This is a genomic window from Bradyrhizobium sp. Leo170 (genome assembly GCF_004296405.1).
GTDB lineage: Bacteria > Pseudomonadota > Alphaproteobacteria > Rhizobiales > Xanthobacteraceae > Bradyrhizobium.
Genome location: NZ_PSRR01000001.1, coordinates 42,651 through 59,726 on the forward strand (window position 1 = coordinate 42,651; position 17,076 = coordinate 59,726).

General features: G+C 62.5%; 15 protein-coding genes and 1 pseudogene. 5 read left to right on the forward strand and 11 right to left on the reverse strand.

Features of this window, described 5'->3' with window-relative positions; translation table 11 throughout:
- Positions 1-26: 26 nt before the first annotated feature.
- Positions 27-1,424, reverse strand: a complete 1,398-nt coding sequence (locus CWO89_RS00195) for an MmgE/PrpD family protein (protein WP_130576556.1) — start codon at positions 1,422-1,424, stop codon at positions 27-29.
- A 30-nt stretch (positions 1,425-1,454) separates the two neighbouring features.
- Positions 1,455-2,348, reverse strand: coding sequence for an NAD(P)-dependent oxidoreductase (locus CWO89_RS00200; RefSeq protein ID WP_130576558.1), 894 nt, complete (start codon positions 2,346-2,348; stop codon positions 1,455-1,457).
- Positions 2,349-2,547: 199 nt separating this feature from the next.
- Here CWO89_RS00200 and CWO89_RS00205 point away from each other — a divergent pair, with 199 nt between their 5' ends.
- Both CWO89_RS00205 and CWO89_RS00210 read left to right on the forward strand, forming a co-directional pair.
- Positions 2,548-3,909: an MmgE/PrpD family protein gene (locus CWO89_RS00205; protein WP_130576560.1), complete on the forward strand. Its 1,362-nt coding sequence runs from the start codon at positions 2,548-2,550 to the stop codon at positions 3,907-3,909.
- A complete protein-coding gene (locus tag CWO89_RS00210; protein WP_130576562.1) occupies positions 3,906-4,289 on the forward strand; it encodes a carboxymuconolactone decarboxylase family protein in 384 nt (127 codons plus the stop codon). The genes CWO89_RS00205 and CWO89_RS00210 overlap by 4 nt, the downstream gene beginning before the upstream one ends.
- 79 nt (positions 4,290-4,368) lie before the next feature.
- On the opposite strand, the gene CWO89_RS00215 is transcribed toward CWO89_RS00210, so the two are convergent.
- Positions 4,369-4,791, reverse strand: a complete 423-nt coding sequence (locus CWO89_RS00215; protein ID WP_130576564.1) for a LysR family substrate-binding domain-containing protein — start codon at positions 4,789-4,791, stop codon at positions 4,369-4,371.
- 20 nt (positions 4,792-4,811) lie between these two features.
- Between CWO89_RS00215 and CWO89_RS00220 the strand changes: the two genes are divergently transcribed.
- Positions 4,812-5,270, forward strand: coding sequence for a gamma-glutamyltransferase (locus CWO89_RS00220; RefSeq protein WP_245475595.1), 459 nt, complete (start codon positions 4,812-4,814; stop codon positions 5,268-5,270).
- Positions 5,271-5,310: 40 nt separating this feature from the next.
- Positions 5,311-6,522, forward strand: coding sequence for an ABC transporter substrate-binding protein (locus tag CWO89_RS00225; protein WP_130576566.1), 1,212 nt, complete (start codon positions 5,311-5,313; stop codon positions 6,520-6,522).
- A 59-nt stretch (positions 6,523-6,581) separates the two neighbouring features.
- On the opposite strand, the gene CWO89_RS00230 is transcribed toward CWO89_RS00225, so the two are convergent.
- The 8 genes and pseudogenes from CWO89_RS00230 to CWO89_RS00265 form a co-directional block, all read right to left on the reverse strand.
- Positions 6,582-6,938, reverse strand: a complete 357-nt coding sequence (locus tag CWO89_RS00230; protein WP_130576568.1) for a YbaN family protein — start codon at positions 6,936-6,938, stop codon at positions 6,582-6,584.
- A gap of 108 nt (positions 6,939-7,046) precedes the next feature.
- Positions 7,047-8,042: an FAD:protein FMN transferase gene (locus CWO89_RS00235; protein WP_130576570.1), complete on the reverse strand. Its 996-nt coding sequence runs from the start codon at positions 8,040-8,042 to the stop codon at positions 7,047-7,049.
- A 10-nt stretch (positions 8,043-8,052) separates the two neighbouring features.
- Positions 8,053-8,604, reverse strand: a complete 552-nt coding sequence (locus CWO89_RS00240) for a nitrous oxide reductase accessory protein NosL (protein WP_130576573.1) — start codon at positions 8,602-8,604, stop codon at positions 8,053-8,055.
- Entirely contained in the window at positions 8,601-9,434 is an 834-nt protein-coding gene (locus tag CWO89_RS00245) for an ABC transporter permease subunit (protein ID WP_130576575.1), read from the reverse strand. Before CWO89_RS00245 ends, CWO89_RS00240 begins: the two co-directional genes overlap by 4 nt.
- Positions 9,431-10,347 (reverse strand): annotated as a pseudogene (locus tag CWO89_RS00250) (ABC transporter ATP-binding protein). The gene CWO89_RS00245 and the pseudogene CWO89_RS00250 overlap by 4 nt, the downstream one beginning before the upstream one ends.
- Positions 10,344-11,705: a nitrous oxide reductase family maturation protein NosD gene (locus tag CWO89_RS00255; RefSeq protein WP_130576664.1), complete on the reverse strand. Its 1,362-nt coding sequence runs from the start codon at positions 11,703-11,705 to the stop codon at positions 10,344-10,346. The pseudogene CWO89_RS00250 and the gene CWO89_RS00255 overlap by 4 nt, the downstream one beginning before the upstream one ends.
- A gap of 34 nt (positions 11,706-11,739) precedes the next feature.
- Complete coding sequence (gene nosZ / locus CWO89_RS00260; protein ID WP_130576577.1) at positions 11,740-13,686, reverse strand: TAT-dependent nitrous-oxide reductase; 1,947 nt, start codon at positions 13,684-13,686, stop codon at positions 11,740-11,742.
- Positions 13,676-15,946: a NosR/NirI family protein gene (locus CWO89_RS00265; protein WP_245475596.1), complete on the reverse strand. Its 2,271-nt coding sequence runs from the start codon at positions 15,944-15,946 to the stop codon at positions 13,676-13,678. The genes nosZ and CWO89_RS00265 overlap by 11 nt, the downstream gene beginning before the upstream one ends.
- Before the next feature lie 192 nt (positions 15,947-16,138).
- Here CWO89_RS00265 and CWO89_RS00270 point away from each other — a divergent pair, with 192 nt between their 5' ends.
- The gene (locus tag CWO89_RS00270) at positions 16,139-17,029 is read left to right on the forward strand and encodes a ferritin-like domain-containing protein (protein WP_130576579.1); all 891 of its coding nucleotides are present in this window, start codon (positions 16,139-16,141) and stop codon (positions 17,027-17,029) included.
- Positions 17,030-17,076 lie beyond the last annotated feature (47 nt).

The following is a 17,076-nucleotide window of genomic DNA, read 5'->3' on the forward strand; positions in this document are numbered from 1 at the left end:
TTCACCTCCGCAATGTCTGGCGTTTTCTATGATGCCGATCGCAAAATCCGCTCCGGCGATTCCAGCCGGCATTGCGCCGCGATCACACTGGCATCGCCAAGCTGCTCGCAGCCATCGATGAGTTGTTCGAGGCGTTGTGCGCGGTCTTCGCCGATGACGCGCGTTGCCGCAGTCCGATAGCGTGCGCGAATGTCTGTAGGCGTTGCCGGAACGACATCGGCCAGGGCGTGTCTGATCGTCCTTCCGTCACGCAGTAACACAGTCACTTCCGCGCTTTGCTTGCCGGGGAAGGAAGCGGTGAAGCCGGGATCACTCTGCAGGCTGGATGCCGCAATGAGGCGGAGGATTTCGGGATCGTCCAGCTCCGCGTAGTTCTCTTCCTCGATCTCGCCTCGCGCGAGCACTGCTGCGACGGTGAACGGAATGCTCATCTTCGCCTGGAGCATGTTCCGGTAGGGCCCCTTCGAGTCGCATCCCGGATAGCGAACGGCGGCATCGGGAGCGCGAATGACGATACGATCAACGTCATCCATGCTGGCGAGCTCGTGCGAGGCTCGGAGCGCTGCCTGTGCTGCGGTTTGGGCGAAGTTGCAGGCGGGCGCCGGCTTGTTGTAGACGGCCATGATCTCGCACTCGCCGCCTGCGAAGAGTTCAATGCTGACGGGCGCTGTCTCGCGCCGATAGGCCGCGAACAGGCCGGCTTCGCCTTCGAGGATCGTCTCCGACCCGAATGCGCCGGCTGCGGCGAGGCCTATTGCCTTGATCGCATTGCTCGCCGCGAAGCCGGGATGAAAATACATGTCCGAGGCGCCCGTGTGCGGCCACTGGTTCAGGCCGCTTGAGGTGTTGGCGGCGATCGCCATGGCGCTGGTCGCGGCGTCCTCGGATAGTCCGAGTGCAAAGCTTCCGGCCAGCGCCGCACCAAGCGGCGCAACCAGCCCTGTCGGGCGGTACAGGCGTGCGAGGTCAGACGTAAGGAGCGCGCGACCGATCCGCGCACCGGTCTCGTAACCGATGATGGCGGCGGTGAGCAGGGGGGCGCCACGCAACGGCGCCTGCTCCGATAGCGCGAGCAGGGTTGGCCAGATCACGACGCCATGATGCGATATGCTGGCGGCATGCATGTCTTCGCGCACCAGGCCGTGCCCCATCACGGCGTTGGCGAATGCGGCCTCAGTCGGCGCGGCAAGCCGCGAGGTTCCGATGATTGTTGCGCCGTCGCCGGTGGCGTGCGCGATCGTGACAGCGTGACGGCTCCAGGGATGAGTGCCTGCTTCGAAGGCGCAGGACAGGAAATCGAGCAGGCAGAGCTTTGCCTTCGCGATCACCTCAGGGCCGAAATCCCCGAGATCGACGGCAAGCGCGGATCGCGCCATCTGCCGCGCGAGCGATGCCTTGCCGGATCCGGTCGGGCCGATCGTCATCGCAATCGCTGCTCCCCTGAAGCGTTATGATCAGCCGCGCATCTGCACTCCGGCCCATTCCTCGACGACCTTGGCGATCGAGGTGAAATCGGATGCGGCGCCATATTTGGCGTTGGTAATCGCCAGCATTTGCCGCACCACAGCGCCGCACACCATGGGCACACCCATGGCTTCGGCCTCATCGACGCACAGCCGGACGTCCTTGTAGGAGAGGCCGGTGGTGAAGCCGAAATCGAAGGTGCCGGGCAGCACTGAACGCGGGAACTTGTCTTCGGACGCGCTGTTGCGACCGCTGCTGGCGTTGATGATATCAATCAGGACCTTGGCATCGACGCCACCCTTCACGCCCATCGCCACCGCTTCGGATGTGATCACCAGAGCTGCCGCTGCCATCAGATTGTTGGCGAGCTTGGCTGTCTGCGCCACGCCGGGCTTGTCGCCGGTGTAGAACAGCTTGCCGAAATTCTTCAGGATCGGCTGGACAGTCTCATAGGTCGTCTGCGGGCACGACACCATCACCGCCAGCGTGCCGTTGACGGCACCCTTGATGCCGCCACTCACGGGTGCATCGACCAGTGTCATGCCTTTTGCTTTCAGACCCTCTGCCACGAGCTTGGCTACGCCCGGGCCGGTGGTCGACAGATCGATCACGATTCGCGCGCGGCTCCCGCTGCTGATCCCATCCGGACCGAGCGCGACCGCCTTCACAATGTCGGGAGTGGGTAGGCTGGCCAGCACGATATCCGCGCGAGAGGCGACATCGGCCGGCGATTTCGCCATGTGGGCACCACGCTTGACCAGCGGTTCGGTCGCCTCGCGCTGTGTGTCATAGACGACCAGCGAATAACCGGCGTCCATCAATCGTCCTGCCATCGGGCCGCCCATGCGGCCCGTACCAATGACGCCGAGCGTCTCTCCGGCCATCGTTCACTCCCGTGTCGCGCGTTTCCAGGATGAACGCGCTCTTGTTGTTATCGCCGCTAGTCGTCGTCGAGGCAGCGGTTTCTGCACCCGCGGTCCTAACTGTTCGGATTGTCCGTCAATCTGTCAAGCAGAACATTTTGTGGTCGACAGTTGGCCGCGGGTCGGCTTAAGGTTTCGGAAAGACGAGGAATGCGCTCAGGTGCCACAAGAGAAGGTTTCAAGCGTCAGCCGGACGCTCGCCGAATTTGTCGCCGCCACATCATGGGCGGATGTCGCGGAGCAAGGTCATGATGCGAAGCGGGCAATTCTCAATTTCTTCGCGACCGCACTGGGTTCGGCCCACGATCCGGCGGTGACGGTCGCGTTGCGCACATTGTCGCCGTTCAGCGGTCCTCAGACCTCGATGATCATCGGCCGTTCCGAGTGGCTCGATGCCCTGTGTGCGTCATTCATCAACGCCATCTCCGCCAACCTGCTCGACTTCGACGACACCCATCCCGAAACGATCATTCATCCGGCTGCGCCAGTCGCGGCTCCGGTGCTGGCACTTGGACAAGCGCGCCGGTTGCCGGGACGCGATGTGTTGACTGCATTCATCCTCGGTGTCGAGGTCGAGTGCCGCATTGGCAATGCGGTCTCGCCGCGCCACTATGCGCGTGGTTGGCATATCACCTCGACCTGCGGGATATTCGGCGCGGCGACCGCTTGCGCAAAGCTGCTGGGACTACCAGCAGAGGGTATTGCAAACGCGATCGGGATTGCCGCGAGCCAATCGGCGGGCAATGTCGAGAACCTGCCGACCGCCGCCAAGAATGTGAGCGTCGGCAATGCCGCGCGGAACGGGCTTTTTGCCGCACTGTTTGCGGAGCAGGGGTATGCGGCCGCGCCCCGCGCCATCGAAGGGCCGCTCGGATGGGCGCGCACCATGGGCGACGAAGCCGATCTCGACCGTCTGCTCGGCGGCCTCGGCAACACCTGGGAGATCGCAAGAAATACCTACAAGCCCTATCCAGCCGGCATCGTGTTCCATGCCGTTATCGACGCTTGCTTCCGTCTTCGCGATCGGATCGGCAAGCGAACCGATCAAATCGATTCTGTGACGGTGCAGGGCTCCGCATTGTTGCTGGCGCGCGGCGATCGGCCAGTGCATAACGAGCGCGATGCGCGCGTGAGTATCCATCATTGCGCGGCATGCGGCTTACTCATCGGCGCGGCCGGCATTGGCGAATTTGGGCACAAGACAGTGTTCCAACCTGACGTCGTGCAGTTGCGGCAGAAGGTGAGGGCTGATCTTGACGACACGATGCCCGATGGCGCGGCCCGGGTGAGTGTGCGCCTCGTGACCGGCGAAGTCTTCACTGAGACCGTCGCGTCGCCACGGGGCAGTCTGGCCGATCCGCTCACCGATCGCGACATCGAAGCCAAATTGCGCGCGTGCGTGCGGACCGGCGGGAGCGATTGGGACGCGGACGGCGTTATCGAGGCCGTCTGGCAAATCGATGAGCTCGATGACATCTCCGAATTGATGCAGCGCTCTCCAAACCTGAAAGGACGATCATGAGCAAAAGCGAGTTGTTCGAAAAGGGCCTCAAAGTTCGCAAGGAAGTACTCGGCGAGGACTACGTCAACAAATCTATCGCGGGCGCCGACGAATTCACCCGGACGATGGCGGAATGGTCGACCGAGTTCTGCTGGGGCGCGCTGTGGACACGGCCCGGACTCGATCGGCGTACCCGCTCGATCGTCAACCTGGCCATGCTCGGCGCGCTCAATCGGCCGCATGAACTGAAGCTTCACGTCAAGGGCGCCCTGAAGAATGGACTTACCAAGGACGAGATCAAGGAAATATTGCTACAGGTCGCCGTCTATTGCGGCGTGCCCGCCGGCATAGACGCATTCCGCAAAGCACGCGACGCTTTCAATGAGATTGAGACGAAGTGATCTGCAGGAGGCTCGTCGGCCCGCCTCTCGGCGATGGCCGACGAGCGATCCTGGGGTGAATGCTTTCGAGTAGCAGCCGTTAGCCCTTTGGGCTTTTGATCAGTTCTCTCGCGACCTCGATAAACCGCGCGGTCAGCGGGGAAAGGCTGTCATCCCGCCAGGCCAGCGCGATATCCAGGGTTGCTTTGGCATCTTTGATTTCGAGCGGCTTGATTCCCGGCGGGAGCGTCGAAATGAACGAGGCATCGAGAATCGTGCAGCCGAAGCCCGATCGCACGAGCTGAAGCAGCACCGGCAAGTCGTCGGCCTCCTCGACAACGTTCAATGTCACTCCCTTCGCGGCAGTCATATCGTCGACAAGCATCCTGAAGCCGCGCCATCGACTTGCGGTACCGATCACGATCGGTGCCGTCGCCATGCGTCGCAGTGTTATCGATCGTTGCTTGGCCCAAGCGTGACTGGCGGGCACAATCGCGATGAGCCGTTCGCGCGAGATGGGGATGCTCTTCTGCGGACCGCGGCGTGATCACCGACGGCCTTGGTCTCTTTTATAACGGATGCATGGCCGTGTTCGACCCGCGGCCGGGCCGGGCGGGTAGCATTGCGCCCGGCAAGGCGCGCTTCACTTCAGTGTGCCCTTCGATCATTCTTCGTGATGGCAAGCCTTACCTGGTGATTGGCGCTCCGGGCGCCACCCAGATTGCGATGGGCGTGCTGCAAGCGATCCTCAACGTCCTCGATTTCGGCATGACGATGACCGAAGCGGTGAGCGCGCCGCGGTTCTCGGCAACCAGCAACGCGATCGATGTCTCAAATCGGATCGTCCATCGCACAACCAGACAGCTCGAGGCTGAGGGATACGAGGTGATCCGCAGTCCGTACACATTCGGATTCGCGGCCGTCCACGGCATCCGCATCGATGGCGACAAGCTCGACGGCGGAGCCGATCCCGGGCACGACGGGATCGCACTGGCCGTCTGAGCTGTAGACAACAACGAAAATTCCAGAGGGGAGAACGATTGTGAAGACATCAAGCTTGGGATTGGCCGTGGCTGCTGTGCTGGCGTCGTGCGCCGCCGCGCACGCGCAAGTTTCCGACGACGTGGTCAAAATTGGGGCGTTGACGGACCATTCGGGCGGATTCGCGTATCTCGTCGGCAAGCATTCGGTCGAGGCCACACAGATGGCCGTTGATGACTTCGGAGGGAAGGTTCTGGAGAAGCCGATTGTCGTCGTTACCGCGGATCATCAGAACAAGGCCGACATCGCCTCTACCTTAAGTCGCAAGTGGTTTGACACTGAAGGCGTCGATGCGATCACGGACGTCGCCGGCTCGGCGGTCGCGCTGGCGACGCAAGAGATTGCGCGTCCGCGCAACAAGATCCTGTTGATCTCGGGCGCAGCGACCACAGAGCTCACGGGAAAGGCCTGTTCGGCGACCACGACGCAGTGGAGCTATGACACATACTCGTTCGCCAAGGGTACGGCCAGCCAAGTGACTAAGCAGGGTGGCACTTCCTGGTTCTTCCTGACCAGCGACTATGCCTTCGGTCATTCTCTTCAGAATGATGCGAGCCGCTTCGTCGAGGCGAATGGCGGCAAGGTAGTCGGCAGCGTACGTTTTCCCTTTGGCTCACCGGACTTCTCCTCGTTCCTCTTGCAGGCGCAGGCGTCGAAAGCCAAGGAAATCGGGCTGGCGATGTCGGGCGCCGATCTGCTGACCGCCATCAAACAGGCTCGCGAATTCGGTATCGTCCAATCCGGGCAAAACCTGGCGAGTCTGGTGATCTATATCAACGACATCGAGGGGCTTGGACTCGACGTCGCTCAAGGTCTGACGTTGACCACCTCATTCTATTGGGATGCTAACGACGAGACCCGGGCCTGGGCCAAGCGCTTCATGGAACGCTCGGGTGGCTTTATCCCAAATCTGATCACCGCCGGCACTTATGCCTCGGTGATGCACTATTTGAAGGCTGTGCAGGCGGCCGGCACCGATGACGGCAGAGCGGTCGCCGCGAAGATGCGGGAAATGCCAGTGAACGATTTCTATAACAAGAACGTTGAAGTCCGGGTCGATGGCCGTGTGATGCACAAGACTTACCTTATGAAGGTGAAGTCTCCCGCCGAATCCAAATATCGCGGCGATTTCTATCAGGTGTTGGCTGAGATGTCCGGCGAGGAATCGTTCCGTCCGCTCTCCGAAAGCCAATGCCCGCTGGTAGAGAGATAGCTCTGCGTTAGTCCTGGGGCGTGATCCTTAGGGGAACGCCGCAACCAGCCTGTTCAAGTTCAAGGAGACGGTCTGGTGAAGACGTAGACCAGACCCGTAAGCATGAGCACTCCGACGCTTGCCATCAGGATCGGGCCAGGCGCGGTTCCGATCCAGAACAGCAGGAATCCGAGGCTCATGCCGGCAAGCGCCAGCAGCTTCGCTCGCGGGGGGATCGCGCCATGCTCATGCCACGCACGCAGTGCCGGCCCGAAGCGAGGATGGGAGAGGAGCCAGTTTTCAAGCCGCGGCGAGGATCGTGCGAAGCAGGTCGTGGCAAGAATGAGGAATGGCGTTGTCGGGAGCACTGGCAAGAATGCACCGACAAAACCGGTGGCGACGAAGATGAAACCGAGAACAAGATAAACGCGACGCATCGGCTGCAACCACCATGCAAGAGCGAGGGTTTGTGACAGATGCTGGGCTTATCATAGTTCCAGGTCGACGGCGCCGGCTGGCGAAAGGCTGGATCATCATCTGGTGCGTTATGCGACTAGATCAGACGCATGTCCGCGCGCATCGATGAGATGTACCCGCTCGATCCTCGCGGGCATAAGCAGTGACTGGATGCGCGGCTCCGCCATGAGGCTGAAGGCGGTGGACATTGCATCGGCGGCGGTCGCATCGGCGGAGACCGTGGTCACGCTGCGGTAGCGTCCGGCGCACCCGCCGCTCGACGGGTCGAACAGGTGGTTGAAGCGACCATCGGCATCGAAACAGAAGCCGTAGCCGCCCGATGTCGATACCGCCCGGTCGATGATCGGAATGACCGTCGCGGTGACGCCTACCGAATCTGGGTCGGCAATCCCGATTTCCCAAGGCTGTCCATCCGGACGCGGTCCGATGGCGCGGCTCTCGCCCATGTCGACGAGACTGCGCGCGATACCTTGCGCGCGCAGGAGGTCGACGATCTTGTCCGTGACATGGCCTTGCGCGATGCCGTTCAGGGTGATCGCAGCACCGCGCGGCATCGAAATGCGGTCGCGGCTGACGTGAAGCCGGTGGTAGCCCACATTTGCGAGGGCCGCCTGCACGTCGGCCAGGGCCGGGCCGTTGGGATCGGCGTGGGCGCGCGAGAAATGATCGGCATAGAGACGCCACAGTGGCTGCACGGTTGGATCGAACGCCCCGTTCGTCGGCTCGGCATAACGCAAGGAGATTTCCAGGAGCTCGACGAGTTCTGCAGCAGGGTCGACCAGCACGCCCGTCCGGTTCAGCTCGACCAGGGCGGAGTCTTCTCGATAAAGGCTGAACAGCCGCTCGAGCCGTCGCGCTTCCGAGCAGGCTGCCGCGATCAGGCGTTCCGCTTCATGCGGGTGCTCGTGATGGATCTTCATGGTGGCGACGGCTCCGAGCATCGTGCCGCGCCAGGTGAGCAGGTTGGCGTCCGCCCTTGCTCCGCGTCCGAAAGGAACGAGGGAAAGGCCTGCCGCCGCGGCGGTGATGCAGATAAAGCGGCGGCGCGATAGCATCGCGGCCATGAACCTCTCCTCAATTCGTCGAGCTAGGCGCGGATGGTCTGTCGTCCGTCGACGCGCTGGACTCGTTCGATCCCAGCACGTAATCCCGCGGCACCTCCGTGAAACCAACGATCTGTCCGCCATTCTCGGCGACAAACTTCTCCGCGGCGGCCCGGTTCGAGAACGGCACAGCTTCGGCGCCGCCCATTCCGCCCTTGATGCGGCTGCCAATTACGAACAGCGCCTTTCGCGCCTCCACCCAATTATCCGCGCCGGGCTTGTCCCAGCTCGGTGCCTTCGCCATGTCGGAGACGTAGATGGCTTGGATGTCCTTCGGTTCGTCCGGCAGCATCGTGAAGGCGATGGCATCGCGCGCCGAGGAGAACCAGACCGGTTCGATCAGGCCAGCGGTCAGGATCTGTCCCTTCGGCCCTGGGTGCTCGAGCGCGTTCATGCCGCAATAACGGCCGATCGCCTCCGCCGTCATCGCGTGCGGCAGCGGGAGCGCGGTCTGCTGTTTTTCGTTGCAGCCTGCGAGCAGGATCAGCGCGAGCAGTGTGTGGACAACAGCAATGCGCTTCATAGCTCCCTCCGGGAGAACGACAGGCTTGCGGCTGTCAGTGGAATAAGTGTCCACAGCGCGAGCGCCGCCACGAGGACGCGGACCGACAACGTCGCGCTGCCGGCAAGCCCTGCCATGCCCGAGAATGCGCTGACATTGGCAAAGCCGGTCAAATTGAGGAGCCTGTAGATGTCGGTCGGATTGAGGAGGAGCAAGGTGTTGAGAACAGGGCCCGACATGTTCTGACCCTTGTCCAGGACCAGGAGGCCGAGCAACGCCATGTCGTAAACCAGCACGAGCAACAGCCACAGGCCGATACAGACGCCAGCAGCGGTGCCGCGGTCGCGCACCTGCGCGCTGACCCAGTAGCCGATTGCAATGAAGACCGCTCCCAGCAGTACGGAGGAAGCGATCATGGCGATGAATGCCTCCAGCCCCTCGCGATCCATATCACTGCCCGTTGCCAACAGGGCTGCGACGGCAGCCCCATAGCCAAAGCAGGTCGCGAAGGCGAGCACGGCGAGATGTCCGCAGAATTTCCCGACCAGCACCTGCCAGCGGGCGACTGGGTAGCTCAGGAGCAGGAGCATGGTGCCACGTTCCATGTCGCCGACGATCGCATCGTGCGCGATCAGGAGCGCAATCAGCGGCACCAGGAAGATCGTAAGGCTCGAAAGGCTGACGATGATCACATCGAGCGGACGCGCGCCCACATTGCTGCCGCTTGGCGCACTGCCAAGGAAGGTCAGCGACAACGCCAGCGCCGCCAGCAGCAGCGTTGCGGCAAGCACCCAGCGGTTGCGCACGGCCTGGCGGATTTCTTTGGCCGTGATGGTGAGAATGGCATTCATCGCTTCCGCTCCGCCGATCGCAGGAAATGCGCATAGAGTTCGTCGAGACTCGGCGACATCACGTCGATATCCTCGACCGAGGTATGGGCTGCAGTCACGCGCCGCAACAGATCGATCTTTTGCTCCGGTGCCGCATCGATCTCGATGACGTGGCCGTTGAGCCGCCGGTATGGCGCGGATGCGGGTAGCCAGGCGGGTACCTCGCCTTGAGCAAGGCCGGATATTTTGAGCCGGATCCGGTCGGCAGTTGCGCCAGCCGCCTCAGCTCATCGAGCGAGCCATCGGCGACCTTGACCCCGCGGTTCATGATGATCACGCGTCCCGCCCGTTCCTCGAGTTCGGTCAGCGCGTGCGAGCAGAGCAGAACCGTAGTGCCTTCGGCAGCAAGCCGCTGGATCGCTTCATAGAAGGTCTGGCGCAGTTCCGGATCGAGACCGGTGGTCGGTTCGTCGAGCAGCAGCAATTGCGGCCGTCCGATCAACGCTTGCGCCAGGCCGAGGCGCTGGCGCATGCCTTTCGAATAAGTGCCGACGCGCCGGTCGACGGCCGCACCGAGCCCGACGACATCAAGCAGTTGTTCCGCCTTTGCGATCGGCTCCTGCTTCAGCCGAGCATAGAAGCGCTGCGTCTCGCGTCCGGTTAGTGTGGCATCGAAGGAAACGTTTTCCGGCAGGTAGCCAAGCCGGCGCCGCGCCGAAAACTGACCTGCGGCGGGATCCTCGCCCAGAACCTGGATCGAGCCGTGCGTCGGGTGAACCAAGCCCAGCATCAGCTTCATCAGCGTGGTCTTGCCGGCACCGTTGTGACCGATCAAGGCGACCATTTCGCCTTGGCCGAGCTCGAACGAGGCGCCGGACACCGCATCGATCCGCCCATACCGCTTGCTGACGTCCGTTATTCGCACCGTGGTCATGGCCGAATTCCTTCCGCAAGCTTGCGGCGCGCCGGCGGCGACATCAGCGGATGACTGTCGACGACGCCGCCGGGCAGCAGCGCGGGAAATTGTCCCTGCGCCCACCGGATCACCTGCACGGCGGGACTGTTGATCAACACTTTTGCCGCAGGCGCGGTCCACAACACCCGGTCGATCAGGTCGTTGGGTCGATAAGCGGTATCGGCAATGCCGTCGCCGTTGAGATCGAAAGCGGGGTTGTCGCTCCAGTAATTTCCGCGCCCACCCCTCGACCAGTCGAGATGGCGGGTGCCGACATATTTGACCTGGTTGACATTGTGGACGAACGCATTGTCGGTGATGGCGTTGCCTTCGGAACCTGCAGTAAAATGCACGCCGATTTCGCAGCCTTCGAACCAGTTGTTCTCGAGCCGGTTGTTGTTGGTGTTGTAGATGAATACGCATTTCTCCGGACCTAGGCGCGGAGCCTTGGTCTGGCTTGCCTGCGCGGCGGTGCCGGCTTCCGCTTGCGAAACACCTTCTTCCGCGCGGCTGTCGGACGTCGCCCAGCGCTCGCCCGGCTGCAATCCGCCGATCACGGCATTCCCCAGGATTTTCGAACCATTCGTAGCGTTGAACAGCATGCCTCGATCCCGATCGCGCTCGGAAACATTGTCTCGAACCACGAGCCGGTTGGAGAACATGAATGCGTAGCCGATGGTATTCCCGGTCGAGACGTTGTTCGTGATCTCGCCGTCATTGGCGTACATGTAGTGGATCGCGAAGCGCAGGTTGCTGAAACGGTTGCCGCTGAAAAGATTGTTGCGGCTCGAGATGACGAAGATGCCGTCGCGCCCGTAGCGGAATTCGTTGTCGATCACCTTGGCCCCGGGAGCATTCCACACCGACACGCCGTTGCCGGCCTCGCTGATGCGCGTCTGGTGCAAGCCGGTGATGTGGTTGTGGCGAACCACGGCATCGGGAGCCCCGTGCACATAGACGCCGAACAGATTGTCCTCGATGCGGTTGTCCTCGATGACGGCGTCGCGCGCGGATTGCTCGACAAAAATGCCGGAGTCCATCGTCTCGAGCGAGCGTCCGGACCCGCGCACTTCAATGCCGCGCACCACGGCGCCGGGGGCGGTGACCGTCACGACGCTGCCCTGGCGAGATCCCGCGACGACGGCTCCGGCTTCGCCGGCAAGCGTAATGCGGTGGGCGATCCGCAACGGTCCGCGATAGGTGCCGGCGGAGAGGCGCACTTCATCGCCATCCGCCGCCTGGTCGAGCACCGCCTGCAGGTCGCTCAGCTCCGGTGTAACCGCGAGCTGCGCTGCCGATGCGCGTGCGACAAGGCTGGCGGCGGCAAGTGCCGCCAGCCCGACCCCCCCATATGGTGTGGCGCCCCCACCATCACGCGTTTCGCGGGTGCACCAACATGCGCCCGCGCATTTCCATGTGCATGGCGTGGCAGAACCAAGTGCAGAAGTACCAATAGACACCCGGCTTGTCGGCGACGAAGGTCACCGACGACGTCTGCTGCGAGTCGATCTCCATGTTGATGCCATAGTTGACGATGCAGAACCCATGGGTGAGGTCCTCGACGTCGTCGATGTTGGTGATATAGACGGTCACCTCGTCGCCCTGATTGACCTCGAACTTGTCCAGCGCGAAGGCGGGCGCGGCGGAATACATGTAGACGCGTACCTTGTTGCCGTCGCGGACGACTTTGGCGTCGCTTTCGAGCTTGACGCCGTCGGCAGCCGCCTGCTTGCGCGCTTCCTCGAAGAACGGATCGTCGCGCTTCCAGATGCTGAGAACGCGGCCTTCCAGCTTCGAACGGTGCACGATCACGGCATCATGGGGTTCGGCGAAGCTCGGACCGTCATGGACGAGGCGCATGCGGTCGCCCGAGATGTCGATGAGCTGATCGTTCTCCGGCTTGAGCGGACCGACATTGAGGAAGCGATCCTTGGAGAACTTGTTCAGCGACAGCAGCCATTTGCCGTCAGCTTCCTTGGTCTCGCCCATCGAGGCATGGTTGTGACCTGGCTGATAGTGGACGTCGAGCTTCTGGATGATCGGGTTGACCTTCTCGCCCTTGAACGCTCGCTTGGCTTGATCGATGTTCCACTTGCACACCTGGCTGTCGAGAAACAGGGTCGTGTAGGCGTTGCCTCTGCCGTCGAAGGCCGTATGCAGCGGGCCGAGTCCGAGCTCGGGCTCGGCGACCACGACATCGCGCGGCTTGATCTTGTCATCGAATAGCTGGTCGAGCAGGCGAACGTCGAGGACGGTCACCGTCGGAGCCAGCTTGCCGTTGGCGACGACATGAATCCCGTCAGGTGCGGTGTTCAATCCGTGCGGGCTGTTGGAGACAGGAATGTAGCGCGTGTAAGGCGAACCATGCCGCCCGTCGATCACGGGCACACCGTTCATCTCCTTGTAGTCGCCTTTCTTGACCGCCTCCTCGATTCGCTTGATGTTGAAGACAGTGACCCAGTCTTGCTCGCTTGCGGTCATTTCGGCGAGCGTCACGCCTTTCTCGGAGTTGTAGCAGGTCGCGAACGCATATTTGCCCTGGTAGTCGCAGTCGGTATTGTCGAGGTTGCCGTCGACCATCACCTGCCAGGCGACCTTCATGGTGTCGCCGTCGACGGCGGAGAAGATCGACCAGTATTTGCTCTTGTCGTCCAGCACCTTGCCATCGTTTGGCAGCGGCACCTCGTATTCGCCGTTGCAGAAAAGATATCCGGTGCGCGGATATTTCTGCGGGCGCATGCCGTGGATCGTGTACTGGTTGGGAAGCTCGATGATCTTGTCGCACTTCATGATGTCGGTGCGAATGCGGGCGAGGCGGGTATTTGCCTTGTCGTTGATGAAGACGTAGCGCCCGTCATAGGTTCCGTCCGTGAACGACATATGCGGATGGTGGCAGTCGCCGTTCGTCCAGATGCCGAGGTGGCTCTTCAGCCGCTCGCGGGTCTCCGGCAGCAGGCCCTCCGTCATGATCTTGCGGCTCTCATTGGTCTGGCCCCAGCCAGTCGCGCTGCAACGGTTGAATACCGGAATGCGCATCAACTCGCGCATCGAAGGCATACCAACGATGCGGACTTCGCCGGTCTGGCCGCTGGAGAAGAAGACGTAGTATTCGTCGAGTTCGCCGGGCGCGATCTCCGACTTCAGGCCACCGGCACGCGCCGGCGCCGCCTTGGTCTGTGCCGCGGCCGGCTCTGGCGCAAGACCTTTGCCGAGGCTCAGTCCACCCGCGATGCCGGCGGCGCCGATCGCTGCTGTTCCCACGATCTGACGACGGCTGATCGTCGTCGACTTGTCGTCGTCATGTTTCTCACTTGCCATGTTCGTCTCCTTTGTCTGAACGGCTGGTTAGAGCTTGTGATTGCGCGGTGGCGAGCACCGGCACCGGCTTGCCGGCGTGCGTGATGGCCGTCTTCGGTCCGCTTCCGCCGGCACGCATCGAGGACGACGACATGGCCTGGAACTTCTCACGCTTGAGCCGCACCTGGATCATGTGCGGGCAGCGCTGGTCGTCGTAGTAGAGCTCCTGGCAGTGCATGCAGTAGATGCACTCGTTGACGTTGATGTGCCCCTCGGGATGGATCGACTGCACCGGACATTCCTTGGCGCAGCGCTGACAGGGCGAGCCGCACTCCTTCCAGCGGCGCAGCCATTCGAAGGTCCGGACGCGGCCGGGGATCGCCAGTGCGGCGCCGAGCGCGCAGAGGTAGCGGCAGAAGAAGCGCTCGATGAAAAGGCCGATGAAGAGCAGGCCGCCCGCATAGGCGACGAACGGCCAGCTACGGGCGAATTTCAGGATGATCGCGGTCTTGAACGGTTCGACTTCCGCGAAGGTCTCGGCAAGCGCAACCGAGTAGAGCGACAGACCGAACAGGGCGAGGAAGATGATGTATTTGATCGGCCAGAGACGCTCGTGAAGACCCCAGGGCACCGTGATCTGCGGCACCTTGAGCCATTTCGCGACCGTATTGGTCAGCTCCTGCAGCGCGCCGAACGGGCACAGCCATCCGCAGAACGGACCGCGTCCCCAGAACAGAAGTCCGGCAGCGATTGCCGACCAGAGCACGAAGATCAGCGGCGCGGCAAGAAAGAACTCCCAGTGAAAGCCGGTCACCAGCGCGTTCGTGAAGGTCACGACGTTGACGACGGAGAGCTGGGCGTTGGCGTACCAGCCAAGCCAGATCAGCACGAAGGCGAGATAGCCCCGGCGAACCCAGGTATAGAGCGTCGGCCGTCGCACCAGGATGTTCTGAAAGAAGAAGATGGCGGTCAGTACGATCAGAGCTATCGCCGTGATCGCGATAGAGGCCGGCTGCGAGCGCCAGATCCGCGTCCATAGCGGCTCTTCGCCGTCCTCCGCTGGCAGGGACACCTGTGCGCCCGGAGCGGAGGTTTGCGTCGCCGGCGTGCCGGACGGCACCGTCACCGGACGTTGCTCGGACCGCAGGTAGCGATCGGGCAGATTGTAGTCGAGGTCGAAGGTGAGAAACGCCTTGTCGCGGCTGCCGACGTTTCTTTGCACGAGCAACTGCAATTCCCAGGGCCGCGTCGGGTCGAGCGTGAATTCGGGCGGCGTGACGAACAATGCGATTTCGTGGAAGTCCGGCGCGCCGTCGGCGGCAAGCGCGCCCAGGCGCGTATGATTCCGGTCGCGGAAGCGGGTGCTGGAGCCTTCCTGAAGGATTTCGACGCGGTCGAAAATGCCGCCGCGCACATAGGCAGAGCCCTTGAAGGAATAGATGCCGTCGCCAGCGATCATGATCGCCTGCTGTCCCGGCTGCAGGCGCTCCTTCAGCCGCTCATAGCCCTCGTCGCCGAGCAGGCTGCGGCCGATCGTCTCGGCGCTGGCAAGCGTAACAGAGAGGTCGATGAAGGTATCGCCTGGCTCGCCCGCTTCAGGGTTCTGTGCGGCGGCCGTGTTTCCCGATTTCGCGAATGCATCATTGACCTCGCCGATCGTCAGGTGCAGCCGCCGCACCGAGCCGTCGCCGACAAGGCTGGCCCAGTTACGAATCTCGCTCTTTCCGAGGTCAAGCGTCTTGGTGACCGGCGGCAACGCCGCCGCGACGCTCCCGCCGCCAATTCGTCCGGTTCGAATCAGCCGTACCGCGGAGCGTACGATGCTGTCGCTCATGACCAGCACGGTCACGGTCGCGCCACTGATGATGTCGACCTGCGGCGGCCGTTCCGCACCTCGCGCGATCGGCCTCATATCCTTGCCAATCAAGCTGTTTACGGCGGCGACGATACGCGGCTCCGGAATTCCGATCAGGACGATCGGCTCCTTGTGGTCGATGAGCTTCAGGCCCCTGACGATGCCGTCGGAATCGATGCCGACCAGGATGTGGATCGGCTTGCCCGAGTAGCCGACCGAATTGGCGAAATCCGAGTTGAGATAGACAAAGCCCTGCAGTTGGTCGCCGCGATAGACGGGAACAATCGGCGGGTCGCCCTGCGGCGGACCGAAGCGATCCGCACCTGTGAAGAAGTCGCTGGGTTGGGCTTTTGGCAGATAGGTGGCGAGATCGCTCGCAGCCAGGGCCGCGCGTGTCCAGAAGATGATGCCAACGGCGACAATCACGGCCAGCGCGAATGCGACCGCTCGTCGGCGGCCATGACACGCTGAACTGGGACAAGGGGGCGTCGGCGCTAACAACCCTAAAGGGATCACCGATCCAACCACCGAAAGTTGACTCCTGTTCAGACCGGCTGTCTAGTCGTAACCGGGACACGCGAGTTTGTTCTGGATCAAACACAGCTATGCAGGTGGCTCATGCTGCTAACGCGAGCATTGCTTTTGAAAGACGAACCGGCGGGAACCTTGCAGTCGCTGCATGAGCTGTTTGCGCTTGCCAATGCGATGGAGAAGGAGGCCGCGGATCGCTATTCGGAGCTTGCCGAAGAGATGCGGGCGCAGGACAGAAATGATCTTGCGGCAGTTTTCGTGCAGCTTGCGGCCGCCGAGCGCGAGCATGTCGATAGTGTGACACGTTGGTCGCTGTCGCGCTGTGGCAAGGCGCCTGATCCGGCACTGGTGCGCTGGGATGCACCGGAGACTTTCGATGCCGAGACCATGGCCGAGATCAAGGCGTCGCAGCTGACGACACCTTATCGTGCCCTGGCGATGGCGGTGCGCAATGAAGAGCGCGCGTTTGCCTTCTGGTCCTATGTCGCGGCGTTCGCCGCCGATTCCGAGATCAGGAAGGCCGCCGAAGCCATGGCACGGGAGGAGCTTGCGCATGTGGCGACCCTGCGCAAGGAGCGGCGGAGCGCCTATCACCTTGAGCACAAGGAGCGCGCGGGTGAGGGGGCCGCTGACGCGGCAGCGCCGGTGGATGCCGGCGCGCTGGAATCTCGTCTGGCCGTGCGGCTCGCGGAGCTCGAGGCGCGCGTCCTGGGACGTTCGCAGAGCCGAGCTCATGAGCTTTGCGAAGAGGCCGAACTGATGTCGACCCGAGCCGCCGGATTCGAATCGTTTGCTGCGGCGTTGCAGGAAGCCGATGCCCAAACCATCGCCGAGGCTCTGACCGACGCCTATCTCGACGGTGCCGAACGCTCGGACGATCCGGCGCGTGTCGAGCTTCTGCAGACGCTGGCGGAGCGTGCCATCGCGCGGCTTGCCTGGCTGCGCAGCCTGGAGCCCTTTGTTAGGGCGAAAGCGTGATGAGCTTGGGACTCATCATATCGCGCTTGCATCACACAATTTCCGCC

Bases quoted from the DNA above. Each gene is read 5' to 3' on its own strand.
- CWO89_RS00195 (WP_130576556.1), bottom strand. From the start codon at position 1,424: ATGACGATCGGCCCGACCGGATCCGGCAAGGCATCGCTCGCGCGGCAG.
- CWO89_RS00200 (WP_130576558.1), bottom strand. From the start codon at position 2,348: ATGGCCGGAGAGACGCTCGGCGTCATTGGTACGGGCCGCATGGGCGGC.
- CWO89_RS00210 (WP_130576562.1), top strand. From the start codon at position 3,906: ATGAGCAAAAGCGAGTTGTTCGAAAAGGGCCTCAAAGTTCGCAAGGAA.
- CWO89_RS00230 (WP_130576568.1), bottom strand. From the start codon at position 6,938: ATGCGTCGCGTTTATCTTGTTCTCGGTTTCATCTTCGTCGCCACCGGT.
- CWO89_RS00235 (WP_130576570.1), bottom strand. From the start codon at position 8,042: ATGGCCGCGATGCTATCGCGCCGCCGCTTTATCTGCATCACCGCCGCG.
- CWO89_RS00240 (WP_130576573.1), bottom strand. From the start codon at position 8,604: ATGAAGCGCATTGCTGTTGTCCACACACTGCTCGCGCTGATCCTGCTC.
- CWO89_RS00245 (WP_130576575.1), bottom strand. From the start codon at position 9,434: ATGAATGCCATTCTCACCATCACGGCCAAAGAAATCCGCCAGGCCGTG.
- nosZ (WP_130576577.1), bottom strand. From the start codon at position 13,686: ATGGCAAGTGAGAAACATGACGACGACAAGTCGACGACGATCAGCCGT.
- CWO89_RS00270 (WP_130576579.1), top strand. From the start codon at position 16,139: ATGCTGCTAACGCGAGCATTGCTTTTGAAAGACGAACCGGCGGGAACC.